Here is a 21546-nt window from a genome sequence, read left to right as displayed (position 1 = left end):
CGGCCCGCTGAGGCATCCCCGTCATCGGCCTCAGGCCGATCCTGCCCCCTGCGGCGGCGCGGGGAACGGCAGGACGGCCACTGTTACGTTGTCGTGGCCCCCGCCGTCCAGGGCGTGACCGACGAGCACCTGCGCGCTGTGCAGCGGTCGCTCGGCGGCGTCCCGCGGTACGGCCTCGGCCATCTCCTGGGCGGCCTCCGCGTAGTTCCACAGTCCGTCGGTGCACACCACCACCACACCCGCGCGGTCCGGCTTGAAGGAAGCGGTGTGCGGCTCCAGTTCGTAGGCGTCCGCGCCGAGCCAGCCGGTGATCGCGTGGGCCCGCTCGTCGGCGTACGCCTCCGCCTCGTTCATCAGCCCCGCCGCGACCATCTGCGCGGCCCACGAGTCGTCCTCGGTGAGCCGGGCCGGCAGCGAGGCGCGGTCCACCGGGACCCAGTAGGCGCGGCTGTCGCCGACCCAGCCGACGACCAGCAGGTCGGAGGTGACCACGGCCCCGACGATCGTGCAGGCCGGGGCGTTCTGGTGAGGGGAGTGCTCACGGGCCGTGGCCGGTTCGGCGGCCAGCGAGTTGACCGCGCGGGAGGCCGCGACGATCGCCTCGTGCATGGCCTGCTGCGGGTGCGTGCCGCGCGGCAGGGCGGCCAGCAGCGAGGCACCGGCCGCGCGGGACGCGGCGAGCGAGGCGTCGTCGGGGCGGGTCGCCGAGGAGACGCCGTCGCAGACGATCGCCACGGCGGCCGAGCGGCCGTCGGGCAGGACGGCGTTACCGATGGCGAACGCGTCCTCGTTGCGGTGGTGGCGCAGGCCCCGGTCGCTGACGGCGGCGATCGGGCCCGACTCCTGCTCCATGTGGTCGCGTTCGCGGGGCTGGGCGTGTCCGCAGTTCTCGCAGTAGCCGTCGTGGTCGACCCGGCCGGCCCGGCAGGCCACGCACACCTTGACGCCCTCCGGCGGGGTCGGTGTCTCCTGGGCGACCCGCGGGTCGGGCGCCTGGAGCGGGTACTCCTCGGGCTCCGAGGGGTGGTCGAAGCGCACACCCGTGACGGGGGAGACCGGGTTGCCGGTGGGCGGCGGCTCGGGGGCCGCCGCCGCGGGCGCGGCCAGCAGCTCCCCGCCGCCGGAGTCGGTGCCCTGGAGGTCCGTCGGCAGATGGGTGGCCGGCGGGGTGTCGGAGCCCGCCGGCGCGGAGGCGCCCGGCCAGGCGGCCCCCTCGGCCGGGCCGGAGCCGTCGATCACCACCGTCGGGGCGTCGTCCGGCGGGGCGGGCACGGCGGACAGGTCGTATCCGCACGCGCCGCAGAAACGGTCACCCGACTCGAGGGGTTCCGCGCAGCTCGGGCACTTCGACAGGGCCGTCGGCTGGGGCATCTGGGACATCAACTACACCCACGTCCGGGGGCGGTAACGGTTGGCACGTTCCACCAGGTCGATCCTCTCCTCGCCGCCCCGGGCCAGCCGGGCCAGCGTGCGGTACGAACGCTCCAGTCCGAAGCGGAGTCCCCGCTCGTCCAGCGCGCTGCCGAGCAGCACTCCGTGTGCGGGTGCGGCGCCCTGACCACCGGAGAGTACCCAGTCCAGGGCGCAGCCCAGGACCTCGGTCGACAACTGCTCGCGGCGCGCCGGATCGAGACCGTACGTCTCCAGCGCCTCGACCTGTCCCGCGGCCGCGGTCAGGTCGTCGAGGAACGCCACCTCACCGGCGGCCGTCGTGCGCCCGCGCAGCCGCGCCCGTACGGCGGCCACCCGGGCGGCGGTGTAGTGGATCGACGACTCCGGGACCGACTCCAGCGTCACCACGGCGCCCCGGCGGTCCCCGCTCGCCAGCTGCACCCGGGCCAGGCCGAAGGCGGCGCTCACATAGCTCGGGTCGGTGGACCAGACGAGGCGGTAGTACTCGGCGGCGTTGTCCAGCTGCCCCAGCACCTCCGCGCACAGGCCGAGGGCGAGCTTCGGCGCGGGCTCGCCGGGGAAGGCGTCGTAGATCGCGTCGAAGGCGAGCGCGGCGGCCTCGTGGTCCCCGGTGACCAGGGAGGCGACCCCGCGGTACCAGACCACCCGCCAGTCGTCGGGCCGCTCCTCCTCCAGTCGCCGCAACGCCTCCAGCGCGGTGTGCGCGTCGCCGTTCTCCAGCCACGCCCGGATCTGCCGGAGCCGCGTCTCGACGGAGGGCGCGGGAGCCGCGGCCAGCGCCCCGAGCAGCTCGGCGGCGGCGGTGGCCATGAGACCCGCGAGGAACCCGGCGTTGGGGTCCGCGGGATCGACCCGGGGCACGGGCAGGGCCAGCGCCGCGGCGGGCGTCGCGACCACCTTGACGAGCGAGGCGGCACCGCCGGGCGACGGCAGGACTCCGCCGGGCGACGGCAGGGCCGCGCCGCCCGGCACGCCGGCGCCCACCGGGGGCAGACCGGCCGGAACAGGGGCGGCGGCGACGCTGGGCACCGCGGGCAGCGCCCGCTCAGGAGCCCCGGCCAACGCCCGGACCCGGCGCCGCGGCTGCGCCACCCGCGCCCCGAGGCGGGACACCTCCCCGTCCAGCTTCGGGAACAACTCCGTGTCCGTCACCCGCAGTTCGGGCCCGAACAGCGTCGACAGGGCCGGCCGGGCACGCCCCGTCTGGAGCGACACCACTTCGCGCAGGACGCCGGTCAGCTGCTCGGCCATCTCCTGCGCGGAGGCGAACCGGCGGGCCGGGTCCGGGTCGGTGGCCCGCACCAGGAGCCGGTAGAAGGACTCGTACTGCCGGAAGACCTCGATGTGGTCGGGGTCGGGCAGGGAGTCCACGAAGACGTTGGTGTAGCCCTGGAAGTCGAACGTCAGCACCGCCAGGGTGCGGGCGACCGTGTACAGGTCGGACGCCACCGACGGGCCGACCTCCGCGACCTCCGGCGCCTGGTAGCCCACCGTGCCGTAGATGGCCGACTCCTCGTCGTCCATCCTGCGCACCGCGCCCATGTCGATGAGCTTGAGCTGGTCCTCGGTCTGGATGGCGTTGTCGACCTTGAAGTCGCAGTACAGCAGGTTGCGGCTGTGCAGATGGCCGAGGGCCTCCAGCGCCTCGATGCCGTACGCGCAGGCCTGCTCCACCGGCAGCGGGTCCCGCTTGCCCGTGGGCGTGCGGCGGCCGTTGGCGATCTCCTTCAGGGACTTGCCGCCGACGTACTCCATGACGATGTAGCCGTCGAGCGAGCCGGTGCGCTGGTCCAGGTGCTCGACGAAGTTGTAGATCCGCACGATGTTGGAGTGCTCGATCTCCGCCAGGAACCGCCGCTCGGAGATCGCCGCGGCCATCGCGTCCTGGTCGCCCGTGTCGAGCAGACCCTTGAGCACCACCCAGCGGTCCGACACCGCGCGGTCCACCGCGAGATAGACCCAGCCGAGGCCGCCGTGCGCCAGACAGCCCACCACCTCGTACTGGCCGTGCACGATGTCGCCGGCCCCGAGCTTGGGAACGAAGGAGTACGGGTTGCCGCACTTGGTGCAGAAGCCCTCCGTGCGGCCCGGCCGGTCGCCGCGGGCACGGCCCACCGGCGCCCCGCAGTCCGAGCGGGAGCAGAACCGCTTGCGCTCGGGGACCTCCGGGTTGTCCAGGACCATCGCGCGCGGATCGGGGCGCGGCACGCCCGGGACCTGCACCAGGCCCACGCCGAGCCGGCTGCGGGCACTGGTGTTGGTCGAGGAGCCGGAACTGCGCACCGACACCGAGCGGCCGGTCGTCCGGCCCGACAGCGAGCGCGAGAGCCGTCCCGACACCGAGCGGCGGGACTTCGACGACTGCGACGACGTACGGGAGCTGGCGCGGGCGCTGGAACGGGAGCTCGCGCTGCCGGAGCCGCCCGTGCCCCTGCCGCCGGCGGTGACCCCGGTCGGCGGGGACCCCACCATGCCCTTCGCCGACACCACCGGCGCCAGACCGCAGGTGTCGCAGTACAGCTCGCCGCCGCCCATGTCCTCGTACGAACCGTCGCAGCCGGGCCGCTGACAGGCCTGCTGTGCCTCACTCATGACGAAGCTTCCCCCCTACGGTCCTCGGGCCCGTCCTGCCCCGGCACCCGCGGGGCGCCGAGCAGTTCGGCGGCCGCCCGCTGATAGCGCAGGACGGCCTGTTCGGCGACGCGCAGATCGCAGGGCGCGCTCCACAGCATGCGGCGCGCCGCGTCGTACCGCTCGATGAGGAACGGGTCCTCGGCGAGGCCGTGCCGGGCGACCTTCGCCTTGTACGCGTCGAGGCGGCCGCGCAGCTCCGCGCGGACCGCCAGCGGCTGGGTGACCGCGCCCAACGACTCGCGGGCACGCAGCAGTTCGTCCTCCGCCTTCTGCTCCAGGGACTCCAAAAGCGGGGACAGGCGGTGCCACTGGCCCTGTCTGCGGTACTCGGCGGCCGTCGCCAACTGCTCCTGGAGCGCGGTCGGCGGGCCGCTGACCACCGGCACTTCCGTCGCGGCGATCTTCGCCAGCACCTCGCCGCGCGCGAGGCGGGCCTCGGCGAGCGTGCGGTCCGCGCGGGAGAGCACGTCACGGAGCCGCACCAGACGCTGCTCGGCGTCCTGCCGGACCGTCAGCACCGCGTCGATCTCCCGGCGCACGTCCTCCAGGGCGCGCGCCTCACGGTCGTAGACCGTGGTGTCGGGCCGGCCGCCGCCCGGCGCCGAACTCCCCTGCGCCGGGATCCAGTACGCCAACGGGTCCGACACCACCTCCTCGCGCAGCCGCGTCAGCGTGCGGGTGATCCGCTCCAGGTCGTCGCCGGCCGGATGCTCGCCCGGCCGTACGCCCACGGAGTGCGCGAGCTTGCGGGTGCGCTGGAGCTCCGCTGCCAGAAGGTCTATCCGCGCGGGCAGCGCCGACCACACCGCGTCGGCGGCGACCACCATGTCCAGGCTCGTCGCGTACAGCTCGTTCATCCGGTCGACCAGCTCGGCCAGGCTGAACTGCTCGCTGAGCTTGCCCGAACCGCCGTGCAGCGTCGGCGCGTTGGCCGTCGCCGCGGCGCTGCCGGCCACCATGACCGACGCGCCGCGCAGCAGCTCCGTCAGCTCCGCCAGATCGGACTGGCTCGACCAGCGGCGGCGGGACCTGATCTCGCGGGCGCCGCGCAACGCGTCCGAGTACGCGTCGAAGTACGCCCACAGCAGCGTGATCGACGCCTCCGCCGACGCCCAGCGGTCCTTGGTGACACCCGTGAGCTCGGCGCCCTCGAGCAGCCTGCGGCCCGCGTGGTCCTGGAGCGCCAGGAGCGAGGTCTCGATCGCCTCGTGCTCCGCGCCGAGCCGCGCCAGCGCACGGTCCACCTCGTCCCGGTCCATCACCGGCCCGGGGGGTCCCGTGACGCCCATCGATCACCTCTCGCTGCTGGGTTGTCGGAGTGGGGGGTTCGTGTTGCGGTTCCGCCTGGCGGGTGTGCCCCGCGTCAGCTCTTGCGCAGGTACTCCGGAGCGGGCGGTTCGGACTTCGCCGAGTCCGTCCCCAGTGTCGCCGACAGCCAGGTGTCGTACGACGCCTGCCAGCCGCCCGCGGTGTCCTTGCGGTAGTCCACCAGGATCTGGTTGACCCGGCGCACCAGGTCGTCGGCGTCGAGCTTCATCGCCACGCCGTAGTACTCGGTCGTGAAGGGGGCGTCGCCCTTGAGCTCCACCGTCGGGTCCTGCGCGGCCTGGCTGGCGGCGAGCGCCCCGTCGGTGACCACGGCGTCGACCTCCCCGAGCTGGAGCCGCACCAGGCAGTCGAGCTGGTTCGGGACGACGGTGGAGGTGATGTCGGTGGAACGGGGCAGCGTCCCCGCCTTCTGGCGCTCGGTCAGCTCCGTGTTGGCCGTCGAACCGGCCGCCGTGCAGACCTTCTTGTCGGCGAGCGTGTCGTCGGGGCCGGTGATCGGCGCCGACTTGGGGGCGAGCACCTGCTGCCCCGTCTTGAAGTACGGGGCGGAGAACGCCACGTCCGCCATGCGGGTGCAGTTGATGGTCATCGTGCGGACCACCATGTCCACCCGGCCCGACTGGATCGCCGGGATGCGCTGGTTGGTCGGGATCGCCTTGAACTGCACGGCGTCCGGGTCGCCGAGGATCTCCTTGGCGATCCGGTGCGCCAGGTCGATGTCGAAGCCCTCCAGGGTGTTGCCGGCCTCGTCGTTGTTGGGGTCGCGGTAACCCCAGCGGTAGCTGTTCTGGTCGACGCCCACGATCAGCTTGCGCTTCTCGCCCTCGCGGGCCTTGATCTTCTCGATGGTGCCGCCGTCCGCGCCCGACGGTGACAGCGTCTGCTTCTCCGGCGCCTTCTCGATCCGCGGGTCCTGGCAGGGGTCGTCCTCGGCCCTGACCTCGCTGCCGTGCGCCACGCCCTGACCGCCGGTGCCCGCACCGCCGCCGGACGGCCGGGTCAGCGGCAGCAGCAGGGCGAGGACAGCGGTGAGGGCGCAGACGACCGCCATCGCCGCCACACCGCCCCAGCCCTTCAGACCGGCTCGCCTACCTCGTGCGTGTGCTGTCCGCATGGGCTTGCCCCCTCTCACCGGTACTCCGACAGCCTGCGGCCGATGCCCAGCACCGCGCCGGCCGCGCCCAGCACCGCGAGCACCGCGGCACCCACCGGGAGACCCGTCATCGCGTCCAGGCCGTCACCGGCCGCCCGCGCGAACTCGGCCTCCTCGTGGTCGAGCGCCCTGGCGAGGTTGTCGTCGACGCTGTCGAAGCACTCGCCCGTCGCGCCCTTGGCGCCGATCACCCGGTCCAGCGCCTCCTGGTAGTTGCCGAACTCGTCCTGCTCACGGGCCGCCGCGTGCCGCTCCTTCCACACCGTCATGTTGCCCTGCGCGGCCGTCACCGGCTTCTTGCCGGAGCTGTCGTCCGCGAGCTTCGCCGCCTGGGCCAGGCCCTTGCCGAGGGTGTTCATGTCGGTCTGGAAATCGTGGTCGTAGGCGTCCACGGTGACCTCTTCGCCCTGGGCGTTCTTGACCGTCCTCGTCTCCGCGCCGCGGGCCACCAGGGTCAGGTTCTCGTTGCCGCGCGCCTTCAGGGACGCGATGCGGGCGTCGTGCAGCACGTTCAGCGAGCGGACGCCGTGGTCGTAGGAGTCGTTCAGGCCCGCGCGCGCCACGCTGTGCCCGACGATCAGCCACAACAGCACGACCGCGGCGGTCGCCGTCGCGGCCACCAGACCGTGGTTCATGACCCGGTTCGTGCGCCGGTAGTTGCGGTGCTGGGCCCAGGCAAGCGCGGCCAGGGCGACGACGCCGAGGCCGATCGCCGCCCAGGGATAGGGCGTGGCGTCGGCGTAGTCGGCGCGCAGACGCTGGTTCTCCTTCTTGTAGAGGTCCTCGGCCGCCGGGAGCATGTCGTTGTGCATCGTGTCGTTCGCGAAGCGCAGCCAGGCGCCGCCGACCGGGAAGCCCTGGCGGTTGTTGGAGCGCGCGCGCTCCACGTACCCCTTGTACGCCGGCAGCAGGCGGTTCAGCTTCGCGACCGTCGCGGCGGCCGGGGAGCCGGGGTCGGAGTTCGCTGCGGCCTTGACCAGGCCCGCCGCGGCCCGGTCGATGTCCCGCTCGTAGCGGTCCCGGGAGGCAGCCGTCTCCTGACCGCCCGCCAGGAAGCCGCTGGACGCGGCGGTGTTGGCGTCGGCGAGGCTGCGGTAGATGTCGGCGGCGGCGCTGCTGAGCGGCTGGCTCTTGTGCAGGACGTCGTCGGCGGCCGCGGCGCGGTCCGTCGTCTGCCAGGCGGTGACGGCGCCGAAGGCGACGACGAGCGCGGCGAGGACGGCGCCGATGATGCGCAGGCGGCCGGGTTCGGTGGTGGCGGCGGCTCGTAGGCGGTCGATGCCTTCGGCGAAGGCGGTGCGGCGGGCCTCCGGCGGTGGGGCGGTGGTGGGGGTGGTCGGGGTGGTGGGTGGCGGCTGGGTGGGGGTGCCGTTGGGCTGGGGCTGTTGGGGCGGGACGGCGGGCATTGTGGGCATGCCCGGGCTCGGTGGTGGTGCCGCGCTGCTTTTCGGCGGGTGTGTCACTGTTGACCTCCCCCATGGTCATCCGTCGCCGCAAGTATCGCTGCCGGGGCCGACATCCGCACCGGGCTTCGCTGGATCTTGATCGGATTGCAGCGCGGTGCGGTGCGGTGCGCCGGGCCGCGGCATGCCTGGGTGCCCGCACCATCCCCTGTCCCCTCACACGCGGGGGGAATGTGTTCGGTTCCAGGTTCGGGGGGTGGGGGTGCGCGCCTGTGCCTGCGGCGGCCTGTGGCTTGTGAGTGGGGGTGCGCGTTGCGCCTCCGCGGTGCGTTGGGGGTCGGGGCCGTACCGGGGGGTGTCCGTCCTCGGTCGGGCGGTGCTGGGGGATTGAGTTGTGCTGTCGGTTGGACGCCCGACACTGCGGGCGGGCACCCCCCGGTACGTCCCCTTCCCGCCGTGGCGCCGGTGCGGGTCGTCTTCGGCCAGCGTCCGCCCTTCCCGCCGTGGCGCCGGTGGCCCGTGCGTGGGGGTGCGTGCTTCCGGGGCCGGTGCGATGCGTTGTTTCTCGGTCGGGTTACGGCTCGTAGTGGGCTCTTAGGCGTGTCTGGGCTTCTGGGGGGGCTTGTGTGTGGTCCAGGCCCAGTAGGGCTGCGCCCAGGACTGGGCTTGCCGTTACCACCTGGGGTACGGCTTTGGGGGCTCGGGTGGTCAGGGCTTCTTTTATGGCGGTGTCCAGTTGGGGGTGGCGGGCGGCCAGGATGCTGCCGCCCAGGAGGACCGGGGTTTCCTCGTGCAGGAGGTCCAGCCTGGTCAGGGCCACCGTGGCCAGGGTGACTATCTCGTCGGCCAGGCGGTCCACCAGGGCACGGGCGATCGGGTCGCCGCTTGTGGCCGTGGTGAAGAGGACCGGGGTCAGCTCGTGGCGGCGGGCCTGGGGGAGGTGGTTCAGGTGGAGGGCCTCGAGCAGGGCGTACATGCTCGGCAGGCCGAAGTGGGCGGGCAGGGTCCGGGCGAGGGCCGTGTGGTCGCCGCGGCCGTCCTCGGCCCTCGCCGCGTGCCACAGGGCCTCCTCGGCCAGGCCCCAACCGCCGCCCCAGTCACCGGAGATGCGGCCCAGGGCCGGGAAGCGGGCGGTGCGGCCATCGGGGCGCATGCCCACGCAGTTGATGCCGGCGCCGCAGACGACCGCCACGCCCCGGGGCTCGGTGACGCCCGCGCGGAGGACGGCGAAGGTGTCGTTGCGGACCTCCAGCGTCGTGCCCCAGGCGCGGGCTTCGAGGGCGCTCGTCAGGCGCTCCTCCTCCACGGGCAGGTCCGCGTTGGCCAGGCAGGCCGAGACGTGGGTCGCGGCGGTGACGCCGGCTGTCTCGAAGACCTGCGTCACCGCTTTTGCGAGGGTGTCCACGGCCTTCTCCACGCCGACCGCCGGGGGGCGGAAGCCGCCTCCGCGCGCGGTGGACAGGACCGTGCCGTCGGGGGCCACGAGCGCCACGTCGGTCTTGCTGTTGCCCGCGTCGATCGCGAGGACGTGTGCGGTCATGCCCACGCGAGGTGCTCCCGGTTGTGGGCGAGGAGCAGGGTGGTGAGTTCCTCCGCGTACGCGTACTGGCCGACCAGGGGGTGGGACAGCAGGGCCCGGAAGACCCGCTCGCGGCCGCCGTGCAGGGCCGCCTGGAGGGCCAGGTCCTCGTAGGCTGTCACCGCCGCCATCAGGCCCGCGTGGAGGGGGTCCACCGCGGGCACCGGCAGCGGGGTCGCGCCCTTGCGGTCCACCGCCGCCTGGACCTCGATCACCGCGTCGTCGGGGAGGAAGGGGAGCGTGCCGTCGTTCAGGGTGTTCACCACCTGGTACGGGCTTCCGGCGCCGGTGAGCAGCGCCGCCGTGAGGTCCACGGCGGCCTCCGAGTAGTAGGCGCCGCCGCGCCGGGAGAGGAGCTCGGGCTTCTCGTCCAGGGCCGGGTCGGCGTACAGCGTCAGCAACTGTTGTTCCATCTCCGCCACTTCGGCGGCGCGGGAGGGCTTGGTCCGCAGTTCCCGGACGACCTCGTCGTGCGCGTAGAAGTAGCGCAGGTAGTACGACGGGACCACGCCCAGGCGGTCCAGCAGGGTGCGGGGCAGGTGCAGGTCGGTCGCGATCGTCTCGCCGTGCCGGGCCAGCAGGCCGGGCAGGACGTCCTCGCCCTCGGGGCCGCCGAGGCGTACGCCGGTCTCCCAGGTGAGGTGGTTCAGGCCCACGTGGTCCAGGTGGATCTCGGTGGGGGCCACGTCGAGCAGGGCGGCGAACTTCCGCTGGAAGCCGATGGCCACGTTGCACAGGCCCACCGCCCGGTGGCCGGCCTGGAGCAGGGCGCGGGTGACGATGCCGACCGGGTTGGTGAAGTCGATGATCCAGGCGCCGGGGTTGGCGCGGCGGACGCGGTCGGCGATGCCGAGGACCACCGGGACCGTGCGCAGGGCCTTCGCGAGGCCGCCCGCGCCGGTGGTCTCCTGGCCGACGCAGCCGCACTCCAGGGGCCAGGTCTCGTCCTGCCGGCGGGCCGCCTGACCGCCTACGCGCAGTTGCAGCAGGACCGCGTCCGCGCCGTCCACGGCCCTGTCGAGGTCGGCGGTCGTCACGATCCGGGCCGGGTGGCCCTGCTTGGCGAAGATACGGCGGGCCAGGGCGCCGATCAGCTCCAGGCGGTCCGCCGCCGGGTCCGTCAGGACCAGCTCGGTCAGCGGGAGGGTGTCCCGCAACCGGGCGAAGCCGTCGACGAGTTCGGGGGTGTAGGTCGAGCCTCCGCCGACCACGGTGAGTTTCATCGCGTTCAACCCTTTACTCCGGTGAGCGTGACACCCTCCACGAACGCCTTCTGCGCGAAGAAGAACACGAGGATCACGGGGGCCATGACCAGGACGGTCGCGGCCATGGTCAGGTTCCAGTCGGTGTGGTGGGCGCCCTTGAAGGACTCCAGGCCGTAGGAGAGGGTCCAGGCGCCGGGGTTCTCCGAGGCGTAGATCTGCGGGCCGAAGTAGTCGTTCCAGGCGTTGAAGAACTGGAAGAGGGCCACCGCGGCGATGCCCGGCCTCGCCATCGGCAGGACGACCTTCAGCAGGGTGCGCAGGTCGCCGCAGCCGTCGACCTTCGCGGCGTCCAGGTACTCGTTCGGGATCGTCATCAGGAACTGGCGGAGCAGGAAGATCGAGAAGGCGTCGCCGAACGCCAGCGGGACGATCAGGGGCCAGAGCGTGCCGGAGAGGTCCAACTGCTTCGCCCAGAACAGGTACATGGGGATCACCACGACCTGCGGAGGCAGCATCATCATCGAGATGACCAGCATCAGCGACAGCGAGCGGCCCCGGAAGCGGAACTTGGCCAGGGCGTACGCCACCGGGACCGAGGAGACGACCACCAGCGCCGTGCCGAGCACCGCGTAGAGGAGGGTGTTGCGCCACCAGGTGAGGAAGCCCGGGGTGTCGAGGACCTTCTGGTAGTTGGACCACTCCCAGGGGTGCGGGACCAGGTCGCGGCTGAGGGCCTGGGAGTCGCTCATGAGCGAGGTCAGCAGGACGAAGACGAAGGGGAGCGTGAAGAACAGGGCGGCCGCGATGCCGAGGGAGTGGACGGCTATCCATTCGAGGACGCTCCTGCGGCGGGCCGTGCGTTCGGCCGGGGAGGTCTCCTTCTCCTTCGACTCCCGTGGTCTGGCCAGCGTTTGGGTCATCCTTCAGTCACCTGCCTGGATCAGGCCGCCCCGGCGTCGCATCAGGAGCGCGGTGAAGGCCATGGAGAGGGCGAAGAGGACCAGGGCCACGACACAGGCCGAGCCGTAGTCGAAGCGTTGGAAGCCCAGGTTGTAGACGAGTTGGGGGAGGGTGAGCGTGGACTTCTCCGGGTAGCCGGGCTCGAACATGGTGCCCGCGCCCTGGATCACGCCCGAGGCGACCTTCCCGGCGACCAGGGGCTGTGTGTAGTACTGCATGGTCTGGATCACGCCCGTGACGACCGCGAACATGATGATCGGGGAGATGTTCGGCAGCGTGATGTGGCGGAAGCGCTGCCAGGCCGAGGCGCCGTCCAACTCGGCGGCCTCGTACTGCTCCTGGGGGACGTCGAGCAGCGCGGCCATGAAGATGACCATCAGATCGCCGATGCCCCACAGGGCGAGCAGGGTGAGGGCGGGCTTGGACCAGGTGGGGTCGTTGAACCAGCCCGGGGCCGGGATGCCGACGCCCTCCAGCAGGGAGTTGACCGGGCCCGTGCCGGGGTTGAGGAGGAAGGCGAAGGCCATGGTGGCCGCTACCGGCGGGGCCAGGTAGGGCAGGTAGAACAGGGTGCGGAAGACACCCGTGGCCGCCTTGATCCTGGTGATGAGCAGACCGACGCCGAGGCCGAACAGGACCCGCAGGGTGACCGTCACGAGCACCAGCCAGAGCGTGTTGCGCAGGGCCGGCCAGAAGTAGGGGTAACTCTCGAAGACGTAGGCCCAGTTCTTCGTCCCGCTCCACGTCGGCGGTCTGAAGCCGTCGTAGTGCATGAAGGAGAAGTAGACCGTGGAGATCATCGGGTACGCGAAGAACACCGCGAAGCCGATCAGCCAGGGGGACATGAAGGCCAGGGTCCGCAGAGCCGACCTGCGGCGCTTCGATGCCAGGGTGACGGTGGCCATCGCTACTTCGCCTGCGCGATGTCCGTGTCGATCTGCTTCGCCGCGGCGGCCAGACCTGCCTTGAGGTCCTTGGCCTTGCCGCTCTCGTAGTCGTAGCCGAACTGCTGGATGGTGGTCAGGTAGACACCGCCGTTGGGGGAGGCGGGCGTTGTCGTGGAGTTCGGGTTCGCCGCGATGTCCAGGAAGGTCTTGAAGCGCGGGTCGTACGTCAGGTCAGGGGACTTGAGGGCGGCCAGCGTGGAGGGGACGTTGTGGATGGCGTTGGAGAAGTTCACCACCGCCTCGGTGTCGGTGGTGATGTACCTGACCAGTTCCCAGGCCGCGTTCTGCTTCTTGCTGGTGGCGGCGATGCCGGTGATGGTGCCGGTGAGGTAGCCCTTGCCGTACTGGTCCGCCTGGTCGTCCGGGACGGGCAGCGGGGCGACGCCGATCTCGAAGTCCGGATCCGCCTCCAGGGCCATGCCCAGGCGCCATTCGCCGTCGAGCTGCATGGCCACCTGGCCCGTGTGGAAGGGGTGCTTGGGACCCCACTCGTCGCCCAGCTTGGACCGGTACTTCTCCAGCTTCCGGTAGCCGCCGAGGTCGTCGACCAGGTTCTTCTGGAGGGTGAAGGAGGCGGCCACGGCCGGGTCCGTGCCGACCGTCGACCTGCCCTCCGCGTCGAAGTAGGTGGGGGAGAACTGGCCCATGTAATGCTCAGTGGTGGTCTCCCAGCCGTGGTAGTTCGGCATGAAGCCGAGCTGCCGGTAGGTGTCGCCCTGGGGGATCGTCAACTTCTTGGCGTCCGCCCGGAACTCGGACCAGGTCCTGGGTGGGCTCGTGATGCCGGCCTTCTTGAACGCCGTCTTGTTGTAGTAGAGGCCGTAGGCGTCCCCCAGCAGGGGTGCCGTGCAGCGGTTGCCCTCGAACCGGGTGTACTCGTTCATCGCGGCCGGGAAGGTCTTGACCGGGTCGATGCCCGACCTCTCGAAGAACGGGTCGAGGTCGACCAGCGCGCCGGAGGAGCAGAACTTGCCCACGGCGTTGGTGGTGAACGAGGAGATCACGTCCGGTGACTTGGAGCCGCCCGCCCGCAGCGCCTGGTTGATCTTGTCGTCCGTCATGTTGCCCACCACGTCGACGTGGATGTTGGGGTGCGCCTTCTCGAAACCGGCGATCAGGGACGTGACCGCCTTCACCTCGGCGGGCGCGCTCCAGGCGTGCCAGAAGGTGAGCGTGGTCTCGGCGGAGGCGTCGTCGTCGGCGCTCGCACCGGACTGGCCGGTACAGGCGGAGGTGGTGAGCAGGACCGTCGAGGCGATCAGGGCAAAAGCCGCTGTTCGGGCGCGCTGAGGCATGGCGAGATCTCCCTGGGGCGGGACGTGGGTGTGAGAGGGGGAGGGGAGGGCTTAGCGCGAGGTGTCGAAGACCTCGTCGCGGGTGGCCGCCAGGGCGCTCTCCAACGCGCCGCGCAGCACGGGGTGTTCGGGGACGCCGCCCATGACCAGGCGGGGGCGGGCCGCGGCCAGCTCCTCCAGCTCGGACTGGACGAGGGCGCGCAGGGCCTCACCGCCGGAGGCGAGCGAGGCACCGCTGAGGACGACGAGTTCGGGGTCCAGGACGGAGACCAGGGAGGCGAGACCGGTGGCGAGCCGGGTCGCGTAGGTCTCCAGCAGGCGTTGCAGGGCGGGGTCCTCGGACTCCGCCGCCCGCCGGACGAGGGTGGCCGCGACCTCGGTGCAGGGGCCGGTGGGCAGGGGCTCGACGCCGAGTTCGCGGGCGAGTTCGGGGAGGGCCTGGGAGCCGGCGAGCTCCTGGTAGCCGCCGCTGCCGGTCCTGCTGACCTGCCGGACCAGGGGGGCGCCCGGCACCGGCAGGAAGCCGACCTCGCCGGCGCCGCCGGTCCAGCCGCGGTGCAGCCGGCCGCCGAGGACCAGGGCGGCGCCGAGACCGCCCTCGTTCCACAGCAGGACGAAGTCCTCGTGCCCGCGGGCCGCGCCCAGGCGCTGCTCGGCCACGGCGACGAGGTTGACGTCGTTCTCGTACTCGACCGGCATCGGCAGCGCGGCGGCGAGTTCGTCGAGCAGGGTCGGGGTGTGCCAGCCCGGGAGGTGGGAGGCGTAGCGCAGGCGGCCGGTGTTGGGGTCGAAGGCGCCCGGGGTGCCGATGACCAGGCGGTGGACGTCGGCGCGGGCCAGTCCCGCCGCCTTCACGGCGCCGTCGAGGGCGTCGGTGACCTGCTGGACGACGCCGGTGCCGGTCCGTCTGCCGGGGGTGGGCAGTTCGTGGGTGCCGATCGTGCGGCCGGTGATGTCGGCGACGGCGGCGAGGACGCGTTCGGGGGTGACGTCGAGTCCGGCCGCGTACCCGGCGGCGGGGTTGACCTCGTAGAGCTGGGCGTTGGGGCCCGGCCGGCCCTCGGTGGTGCCGGAGGCGAGCACGAGACCGGCCGCTTCCAGGCGGGCCAGCAGTTGGGAGGCGGTCGGTTTGGACAGGCCGGTGAGTTTGCCGATCCGGGTGCGGGACAGCCGGCCGTGCTCCAGGAGGAGGTCCAGGGCGGCGCGGTCGTTCATGGCGCGCAGCGTGCGCGGGGTGCCTGCCATGTGTACCCCTCTCCCCGGGACCGTTCAGGGGTGACTGTACGGCGATTGATTGTTAGGAAGGTTTCCTGTCGGATGCAGGGACCATAGGTCCGCGCCGGGAGGGAGTCAAGGGGAGCGCGAAGAACCGCCCCGGCGGGCGACGGGGTCGTCACCTGCCGGGGCGGTCCGGGTGGGGCGGGAGCTGCCTACTGGACGTCGACGTAGTCGCCGGTGGCCTTCGCGGCGGCGGTGGTGGACGTGCCCGCGAAGGCGTAGCGGTAGTAGCCGTCCTTCGACGCCGTCACCGTCGCTCTGAGGGCGCCGCCGGTCGAGGAGGTCGCCGTCTTGACGGTGCTGTAGGTGTCCGAGCCCTTGGGGCGGAACTGGAGGGCGGCCTGCTGGGAGACGTAGCCGGTGTAGGAGCCGGTCTCCCAGTTGGCGCGGGTCAGCTTGCCGGTGACCGTGAGGGTCCTGCCCTTGCGCACCGGCTCGGGGGAGGCGTCGGTGGTGAGCCTGGCGGAGCGCTGGAGCTTGGCGGTGCCCTTGTTGCCCCAGGCCGCGAAGCCGTACTCGACGCTGGTGTGGTCGTCGGAGTCGTCCAGGTCGGAGTCCATCCGGCCGTAGTAGCCGCCGGCCTTCCAGGTGGTGGCGTCCGCCGCGTCGAAGAGGCTGGAGGAGGGGTCGACGACGAGGGTGTCGGAGCAGGACTGCGTGACGGTGGTGGCCGTCGTCGCCGTCGTGGTGCACGTCGGCGACGCGTCGTCCTCGATCACGTTGTCCGAGTCGGCGAGCCCGCCGCGGTAGAGCATGACGCCCGCCGCGTTGTTCTTGTAGTCGATCGTCAGGTCCGCGGGCCGGGTCAGCGTGTACGTCACCGGGACTGTCACGTCGTGGGTGGTGCCGACGACGATCGTGCGGCCCTTGTTCACGACGACGTCCGCGAAGACGAGGTCCGGCGTGGCGGCCTGGGCGGCGGGCACGGCCAGCGCGGACAGGGCCAGGGCACCGGAGACGACGGTGCCTATGGCGAGCTTTCTCATGCGTTTCCCCACATTCAGGGCGGGCCCCCGGGCATGGCGCTCCAGAACAAGGGCCCGCTGATCACCACAACCTATGCGGTGCGGACGGGTGGCGGAAACGCGGAGAAGGTGTGAACAGGATCGATTCCGGCGGCGGCAGGTTCTGACCCCTCACGAACCGCCTTGCGCGGGGGAACGCGGTCGCCTTCACGGGCGCGCCGTCGCGGCGGGGAGCCGGCCGCCCTCCCCGGTGTCCCGCGCCCGCAGCCGGGCGGGCTACTTCGTCACGGCCGGCGGGGTTATCGGGGTGGCCGCCTGGGCCTGCGGGGAGGCGGCGTTGGCGTAGGCCGACGGGGCGGCCATGCCCGCGGTCGGGTCGGCGTCCGGGGCGGGGTCCGCGGGGGCGGCCTGCCCGCCGACGATGGGGATCTGGGCCTCGTCGAAGGCGCGCTTGACCCGCCAGCGCAGTTCGCGTTCCACCGTCAGGGCCTTGCCCGGCATGGTCTTCGCCGAGACGCGCACGACCATGGAGTCCAGCAGCACGCTGTCCAGGCCGAGGACCTCGATCGGGCCCCACAGGAGCTCGTTCCAGGGCTCGGCCTTGCTCATCCGCTCGGCGACCTGGTCGATGGTCTCCTTCACCTTGTCCAGGTCCTCGTCCGCGCGGACCTGGACGTCGACGCCGGCTGTCGCCCAGCCCTGGGAGAGGTTGCCGATGCGCTTGACCTCGCCGTTGCGGACGTACCAGATCTCGCCGTTGTCGCCGCGCAGCTTGGTCACGCGCAGGCCCACCTCGATGACCTCGCCGGAGGCCACCCCCGCGTCGATGGTGTCGCCGACGCCGTACTGGTCCTCCAGGATCATGAAGACGCCGGAGAGGAAGTCCGTCACCAGGTTCCGGGCGCCGAAACCGATCGCCACACCCGCCACACCCGCGGAGGCGAGCAGCGGGGCCAGGTTGATCTCGAAGGTGCCGAGGATCATCAGGGCCGCGGTGCCCATGATCAGGAAGCTCGCCACCGAGCGGAGCACCGAACCGATCGCCTGGGAGCGCTGGCGGCGGCGCTCGGCGTTGACCAGGAGGCCGCCGAGCGCGGTGCCGTCGACCGCCTGGACCGTGCGGTTCATCCGGTCGATGAACTTGGTGATCGCCCGCCGGACCGCCACTCTCAGGGCCGCCGCGATCACCACGATCAGCAGCACGCGCAGACCGATCGCCAGCCAGGTCGACCAGTTCTGCTCGACCCAGCTGGCGGCGTTCGTGGCGCTCTCCTGGGCGTCCTCGAGCGAGGGGACGGCGGGCGTCGTCGACTCCGAGGGGGTCGGGGTCGGCGACACACCGACGGCCAGTAGGACGGCGGGCAAGGACACGGCAGGTACCTCCAGGTGCAGCGTCCGCGGCCCGGCGGATGGACAAGGTCACGGAAAGGTCACCGGGCGGCAGACCCACCACACTAACGGTGCATCGTGGGGGGATCGTTGCAATGTTCGGGGGAGAGACCGTGCTCACCTGGGAATGAAGAAAGGTGTGGTCGAAAACACTCCCAGCCCGTTACCGGGAGATGGTGGCGCTTCCACCAGGGCTGAGGGGAAACTGGCTACAGATCGTCCCGGCGCGAGCCACGTGCCGCCGACGCCCAAGGAGGCATCCGTGCCGCATGTCCTGGTCCTCAACGCGTCGTACGAGCCACTGGGCGTCGTACCGCTCCGCCGCGCGCTCGTCCTCGTCCTGGAGAACAAGGCCGTCTCCCTCGAGGAATCCGGCGCCTATCTGCACAGCGCGTCCGTCACAGTCCCCGCACCAAGCGTGGTCCGGCTCAAGCGATTCGTCCGGGTTCCCTATCGGGGGCCCGTTCCTCTGACCCGCCGCGCGCTCTTCGCCCGCGACGGAGGCCGGTGCATGTACTGCGGTGGCGTCGCAACCAGCGTCGACCACGTCATCCCGCGCAGCCGCGGGGGCAAGCACGTCTGGGACAACGTGGTGGCGTCCTGCCGCCGCTGCAACCACGTGAAGGCCGACCGCCACCTCTTCGAGATCGGCTGGCGGCTGCGCCACAAACCCGCTCCGCCCACCGGTCTGGCCTGGCGCATCATCGGGACCGGCCACCGGGACCCGCGCTGGCTGCCGTATCTCCAACCGTACGGCGCGGAGGACGCCATGGCCCGGATCGACGGCATCTCCGCCTGACGATCCGGGCCTTCGTGCAACCGCGGACGGTCGCACACCGGCCCCGGGGGTCCCCCGTGCCCCCGGGGCCGGCCGTTCGCGCGCTCACGCGTACCGCAGCTCCGCGGGGCTCAGGCGGCGGCGCAGCAACGGCAGCGAGGTGGCCGCGGCCAGCAGGCACGAGGCGTAGATCGCGACGGGGACCAGCAGCGCGGTGTACGGCATGACGTCGGGGACGTTCCCGATGAGCCGGCCGTACCCCACGCCGATCGCCATGCCCCCGGCGCCGCCCAGCAGCAGCGCGGGCGCCAGCGGCAGCGCGGTCTCCAGCAGCAGCGCCCGGCCGAGCACCCCCTGCGGCACCCCGGCGGCGGTCTGCGCGGCCAGGCCCCGGCGCCGGGTGGCCAGCGACTCGGCGGTGCCGACCGCGAGGCCGGACAGGGTGAGCACGAGGGTCACCGCGATCGCGGCGGCCACCAGGTTCAGGCCCGTGGTGTAGTACGACATGCTCGCCGCGAGCTCATCGGGGTTCCTGGAGTCCAGCTCGGCCAGCAGCGACCGCCGCACCCCGACGAACCCCGTCCCGACGACCGTCACCAGCAGCGCCGCCCCATGGGTGCGGGCCGCCGCCCAGGGGTCGTCGCGCAGCCGTTCCGCCGCGATCAGCGTCGCCGCGGTCCGGGCCCGGCGCGCCAGCCACCGGCCGGTCAGCCCGGCCGTCGCCCCGACGACCCCCACCGCGGCCGCGCCGACCAGGAGGAGCGCCCCGGCCACCATCAGCGGCCCGTTCACGACCCTCGCACGGCCGTCCGGCATGTCGGAGAAGGTGCTGACCGAGGCGGCCACCGCCACCACCGCCACGAGCAGCACCCCGCCCGCCAGCAGCAGCCACGACCCGAGCCCCGCCCGCGGCCGCACCCGGCGGACCCAGCCCAGCGGTGAGGCCACCACCCGGCGCAGCGCCAGCGCGGCCGCCGCCGCGCCCAGCGCGGGCACGCCGAGGGCGACCAGCGCGATCCCGGTCCAGGCGAGCCAGGACGGGTGCCGCCACTGGCCGAGCAGCACCGCGACCGAGGTGACGGTGGCCGGCAGCGCGCCGAGCAGACAGGCGAGCCCCGTCTCCAGCGCCGCGATCCGCCGCACCTGCCCGGCCGACGCACCCGCCAGGCGCAGTCCCGCGAGACGCCGGTCGCGGTGCACGGCCCCGATCCGGGCGCACTGACCGAGGAAGCCCAGGACGGGGACCAGCAGGAGCAGCAGGACGACGATGACGCCGGAGCGGGTGCCGGGGTCGTCCAGGAGCCCCGCGGCCACGGGCACGTGGTAGCGGCCCTGGAGCGCGGCGAGGCTCACGGCCGCCAGCGCGAACCCGGTCGCGAGCGCCGCGCCCACCGCGGTCAGCCCGGCCCGCCACCACTCCCGCCGGTCGGAGCCGCGGGTCAGCAGCCAGGCCAGCCGGAGGTCGGATCGGAGGCCGAACCCGAGGTCGGACCGGAGGGAGCCGGGCGCCGCGCCGGAGGTGCCGGGGCGGGGCGTCGGTCCGTCGCGGCGCCCTCGGGGCCGGTCGTGATCCGGGGCGGAGCCGCTTGTGGACACGGCCGCCCCGTGCCCCTGGGGGGTGGAGCCGCTCGTGGACCCCGCCCCGTGCTCCTCCGGGGCGGAGCCGCTCGTCGACACCGCCCTGTGCCCCTGCGGGGCGGAGCCGCCCGTCGACAGCGCCCCGTGCCCCTCCGGGACGCTGCCGGGCCGCAGGTCGTTTCGCCCGGCAGGCCTGGCACCACGGCTCTCGGGGTTCGGCTCGCCGGTCACGCGGCCACCCCCGCCGGGGCCACGACGCCGTCGGTCAGCCGGACCTCGCGGTCCGCGTACGCCGCCACCTGGGCGTCGTGGGTGATCAGAAGGACCGCTGTGCCCTGCTCGCGGGCCGTGTGGACCAGGGCCGTCATCACCTGCTCCCCGGCGAGCGAGTCCAACGCGCCGGTCGGCTCGTCGGCGAAGACCACCCTCGGTCCGGTGACCAGGGCCCGGGCCAGCGAGGTCCGCTGGGCCTGGCCGCCGCTCATCTCGCCGGGCCGCAGCGCCTCCTGGCCGCGCACCCCGAACCGTTCCAGCCACTCCCCGGCCCGCTCGTGGGACTCCTTGCGGGAGGCGCCCGCCAGCATCAGCGGCAGGGCGACGTTGTCGAGCGCGGTCAGCTCGGGGATCAGCTGGCCGAACTGGAAGACCACGCCGAACTCGGTGCGGCGCAGCGTGCTCAGCCGCTTCTCGGACAGGGTGTCCAGGCGCTCCCCGGCATAGCCGACCGAGCCCGCGTCGGGGCGGACGATGCCCGCCAGGCAGTGCAGCAGCGTGGACTTCCCGCTGCCGCTGGCGCCGGTCACGGCCAGGATCTCGCCGGCCCGCAGCTCGACGGAGGCGCCGCGCAGGGCCGTTGTCCTGCCGTGCGCCTTGACGAGGTCGCGGGCCGCGAGAAGCGGCACTTCGTTGCTCATGCTGGGTCGACCTCCGCGGTCAGGGTGGTCAGCCGGCCGGCCGTGGTGGTCATCCAACGGAGGTCGGCGTCAAGGTGGTTGAGGGCGTAGTCCGCCGAGAGCACGGTCGCGAGGTCCGCGCCCTTGGCCGTCTTGACCTGCGTGAGTTCACGCATCCGTGCCATGTGGGCGGTGCGTTGGGCGTCGAGGTAGGTCTCCGGGTCGCCGCCGGAGAGGATCGCGACGACGACCTTGGCGAAGATCTCGTTGGTCACGAAGGGCGCGGGCGGGGTGATCTCCGCGGCCCACTGGGCCAGTTCGCGCCGGCCGTCGTCGGTGGCGCGGTATCTGGTGCGTTCCGGGCCGCCGTCGGAGTCGGTGCCCTCGACCTCGGCGAGGCCGTCGCGGACCAGGCGCTGGAGGGTCGTGTAGACCTGCCCGTAGGCCAGCGGGCGGGCCTGGGGGAAGCGTTCGTCGTGGCGTCGCTTGAGGTCGTAGCCATGGCTCGGCCCCGTGGCGAGCAGCCCCAGCAGGAGGTGGCGGGTGCTCATGGCGATGATTATGCACTGACTACATGTACTGAGTGAATAGTGGTCGGTGATCGCGTACGGGTGGCCGGTCGGTGGGGGGCGGGGACCGCCCCCCCCCCCCCCGCGCCGGCGACCCCAAAAAGCCCAAAGTTTGCCCACAAAAAACACCCCCACAACCCCCCGGGCCGGCCCCAACCCCCCCCCCAGACCAAAAAAC

At 72.6% G+C, this 21546-nt stretch carries 17 protein-coding genes; 1 reads left to right on the top strand and 16 read right to left on the bottom strand.

Going from position 1 to position 21546, the window contains the following annotated elements; translation table 11 throughout:
- Positions 1-30: 30 nt before the first annotated feature.
- The 13 genes from ACH41F_RS31745 to ACH41F_RS31685 all read right to left on the bottom strand — a co-directional run bounded on the left by ACH41F_RS31745 (position 31) and on the right by ACH41F_RS31685 (position 17532).
- Positions 31-1383, bottom strand: a complete 1353-nt coding sequence (locus ACH41F_RS31745) for a PP2C family serine/threonine-protein phosphatase (protein ID WP_398838583.1) — start codon at positions 1381-1383, stop codon at positions 31-33.
- Positions 1384-4005 carry a tetratricopeptide repeat protein gene (locus ACH41F_RS31740; protein WP_398838581.1) on the bottom strand — a complete coding sequence of 874 codons (2622 nt, stop codon included), beginning with the start codon at positions 4003-4005 and terminating at the stop codon, positions 1384-1386.
- Entirely contained in the window at positions 4002-5336 is a 1335-nt protein-coding gene (locus ACH41F_RS31735) for a hypothetical protein (protein WP_398838579.1), read from the bottom strand. The genes ACH41F_RS31740 and ACH41F_RS31735 overlap by 4 nt, the downstream gene beginning before the upstream one ends.
- 74 nt (positions 5337-5410) lie before the next feature.
- A complete protein-coding gene (locus ACH41F_RS31730) occupies positions 5411-6490 on the bottom strand; it encodes a transporter substrate-binding domain-containing protein (protein ID WP_391241203.1) in 1080 nt (359 codons plus the stop codon).
- A 14-nt stretch (positions 6491-6504) separates the two neighbouring features.
- A complete protein-coding gene (locus ACH41F_RS31725; protein WP_398838746.1) occupies positions 6505-7935 on the bottom strand; it encodes a hypothetical protein in 1431 nt (476 codons plus the stop codon).
- A gap of 571 nt (positions 7936-8506) precedes the next feature.
- Positions 8507-9478, bottom strand: a complete 972-nt coding sequence (locus ACH41F_RS31720; RefSeq protein WP_398838577.1) for an N-acetylglucosamine kinase — start codon at positions 9476-9478, stop codon at positions 8507-8509.
- Positions 9469-10734: a 6-phospho-beta-glucosidase gene (locus tag ACH41F_RS31715; RefSeq protein ID WP_398838575.1), complete on the bottom strand. Its 1266-nt coding sequence runs from the start codon at positions 10732-10734 to the stop codon at positions 9469-9471. Before ACH41F_RS31715 ends, ACH41F_RS31720 begins: the two co-directional genes overlap by 10 nt.
- 5 nt (positions 10735-10739) lie before the next feature.
- On the bottom strand, positions 10740-11636 hold the full coding sequence (locus tag ACH41F_RS31710) for an ABC transporter permease subunit (protein WP_391241211.1): 897 nt from the start codon (positions 11634-11636) through the stop codon (positions 10740-10742).
- 3 nt (positions 11637-11639) lie between these two features.
- Complete coding sequence (locus tag ACH41F_RS31705; RefSeq protein ID WP_391241214.1) at positions 11640-12581, bottom strand: ABC transporter permease subunit; 942 nt, start codon at positions 12579-12581, stop codon at positions 11640-11642.
- 2 nt (positions 12582-12583) lie between these two features.
- Positions 12584-13918: an ABC transporter substrate-binding protein gene (locus ACH41F_RS31700; protein WP_398838572.1), complete on the bottom strand. Its 1335-nt coding sequence runs from the start codon at positions 13916-13918 to the stop codon at positions 12584-12586.
- Positions 13919-13969: 51 nt separating this feature from the next.
- Positions 13970-15163, bottom strand: coding sequence for an ROK family protein (locus ACH41F_RS31695; RefSeq protein WP_398838570.1), 1194 nt, complete (start codon positions 15161-15163; stop codon positions 13970-13972).
- Positions 15164-15348: 185 nt separating this feature from the next.
- Positions 15349-16182 (bottom strand): hypothetical protein, encoded by an 834-nt coding sequence (locus tag ACH41F_RS31690; RefSeq protein WP_398838568.1) that lies wholly within the window; start codon positions 16180-16182, stop codon positions 15349-15351.
- Between the two features lie 255 nt (positions 16183-16437).
- Entirely contained in the window at positions 16438-17532 is a 1095-nt protein-coding gene (locus ACH41F_RS31685; protein WP_398838566.1) for a mechanosensitive ion channel family protein, read from the bottom strand.
- A gap of 280 nt (positions 17533-17812) precedes the next feature.
- On the opposite strand from ACH41F_RS31685, the gene ACH41F_RS31680 reads away from it, so the two are divergent.
- The gene (locus tag ACH41F_RS31680) at positions 17813-18349 is read left to right on the top strand and encodes an HNH endonuclease (protein WP_391241230.1); all 537 of its coding nucleotides are present in this window, start codon (positions 17813-17815) and stop codon (positions 18347-18349) included.
- Positions 18350-18433: 84 nt separating this feature from the next.
- Here ACH41F_RS31680 and ACH41F_RS31675 read toward each other — a convergent pair whose 3' ends face one another.
- The 3 genes from ACH41F_RS31675 to ACH41F_RS31665 form a co-directional block, all read right to left on the bottom strand.
- Complete coding sequence (locus tag ACH41F_RS31675) at positions 18434-19783, bottom strand: ABC transporter permease (protein ID WP_398838744.1); 1350 nt, start codon at positions 19781-19783, stop codon at positions 18434-18436.
- A 350-nt stretch (positions 19784-20133) separates the two neighbouring features.
- Positions 20134-20820 (bottom strand): ATP-binding cassette domain-containing protein, encoded by a 687-nt coding sequence (locus tag ACH41F_RS31670; protein WP_391241233.1) that lies wholly within the window; start codon positions 20818-20820, stop codon positions 20134-20136.
- Positions 20817-21350 (bottom strand): helix-turn-helix transcriptional regulator, encoded by a 534-nt coding sequence (locus tag ACH41F_RS31665; protein WP_391241236.1) that lies wholly within the window; start codon positions 21348-21350, stop codon positions 20817-20819. The genes ACH41F_RS31670 and ACH41F_RS31665 overlap by 4 nt, the downstream gene beginning before the upstream one ends.
- Positions 21351-21546: the final 196 nt, after the last annotated feature.

Origin of the sequence: Streptomyces sp. NPDC020489 (assembly GCF_044386545.1) — a bacterium.
In the GTDB taxonomy this organism is placed as follows: Bacteria; Actinomycetota; Actinomycetes; order Streptomycetales; family Streptomycetaceae; genus Streptomyces.
The sequence above is the reverse complement of the archived record's forward strand: the minus strand, read 5'-3'. Positions and strand labels throughout refer to the sequence as shown.

Bases quoted from the DNA above. Each gene is read 5' to 3' on its own strand.
- ACH41F_RS31690 (WP_398838568.1), bottom strand. From the start codon at position 16,182: ATGAGAAAGCTCGCCATAGGCACCGTCGTCTCCGGTGCCCTGGCCCTG.
- ACH41F_RS31705 (WP_391241214.1), bottom strand. From the start codon at position 12,581: ATGGCCACCGTCACCCTGGCATCGAAGCGCCGCAGGTCGGCTCTGCGG.
- ACH41F_RS31695 (WP_398838570.1), bottom strand. From the start codon at position 15,163: ATGGCAGGCACCCCGCGCACGCTGCGCGCCATGAACGACCGCGCCGCC.
- ACH41F_RS31715 (WP_398838575.1), bottom strand. From the start codon at position 10,734: ATGAAACTCACCGTGGTCGGCGGAGGCTCGACCTACACCCCCGAACTC.
- ACH41F_RS31710 (WP_391241211.1), bottom strand. From the start codon at position 11,636: ATGACCCAAACGCTGGCCAGACCACGGGAGTCGAAGGAGAAGGAGACC.
- ACH41F_RS31730 (WP_391241203.1), bottom strand. From the start codon at position 6,490: ATGCGGACAGCACACGCACGAGGTAGGCGAGCCGGTCTGAAGGGCTGG.
- ACH41F_RS31700 (WP_398838572.1), bottom strand. From the start codon at position 13,918: ATGCCTCAGCGCGCCCGAACAGCGGCTTTTGCCCTGATCGCCTCGACG.
- ACH41F_RS31735 (WP_398838579.1), bottom strand. From the start codon at position 5,336: ATGGGCGTCACGGGACCCCCCGGGCCGGTGATGGACCGGGACGAGGTG.
- ACH41F_RS31670 (WP_391241233.1), bottom strand. From the start codon at position 20,820: ATGAGCAACGAAGTGCCGCTTCTCGCGGCCCGCGACCTCGTCAAGGCG.
- ACH41F_RS31725 (WP_398838746.1), bottom strand. From the start codon at position 7,935: ATGCCCGCCGTCCCGCCCCAACAGCCCCAGCCCAACGGCACCCCCACC.
- ACH41F_RS31665 (WP_391241236.1), bottom strand. From the start codon at position 21,350: ATGAGCACCCGCCACCTCCTGCTGGGGCTGCTCGCCACGGGGCCGAGC.
- ACH41F_RS31740 (WP_398838581.1), bottom strand. From the start codon at position 4,005: ATGAGTGAGGCACAGCAGGCCTGTCAGCGGCCCGGCTGCGACGGTTCG.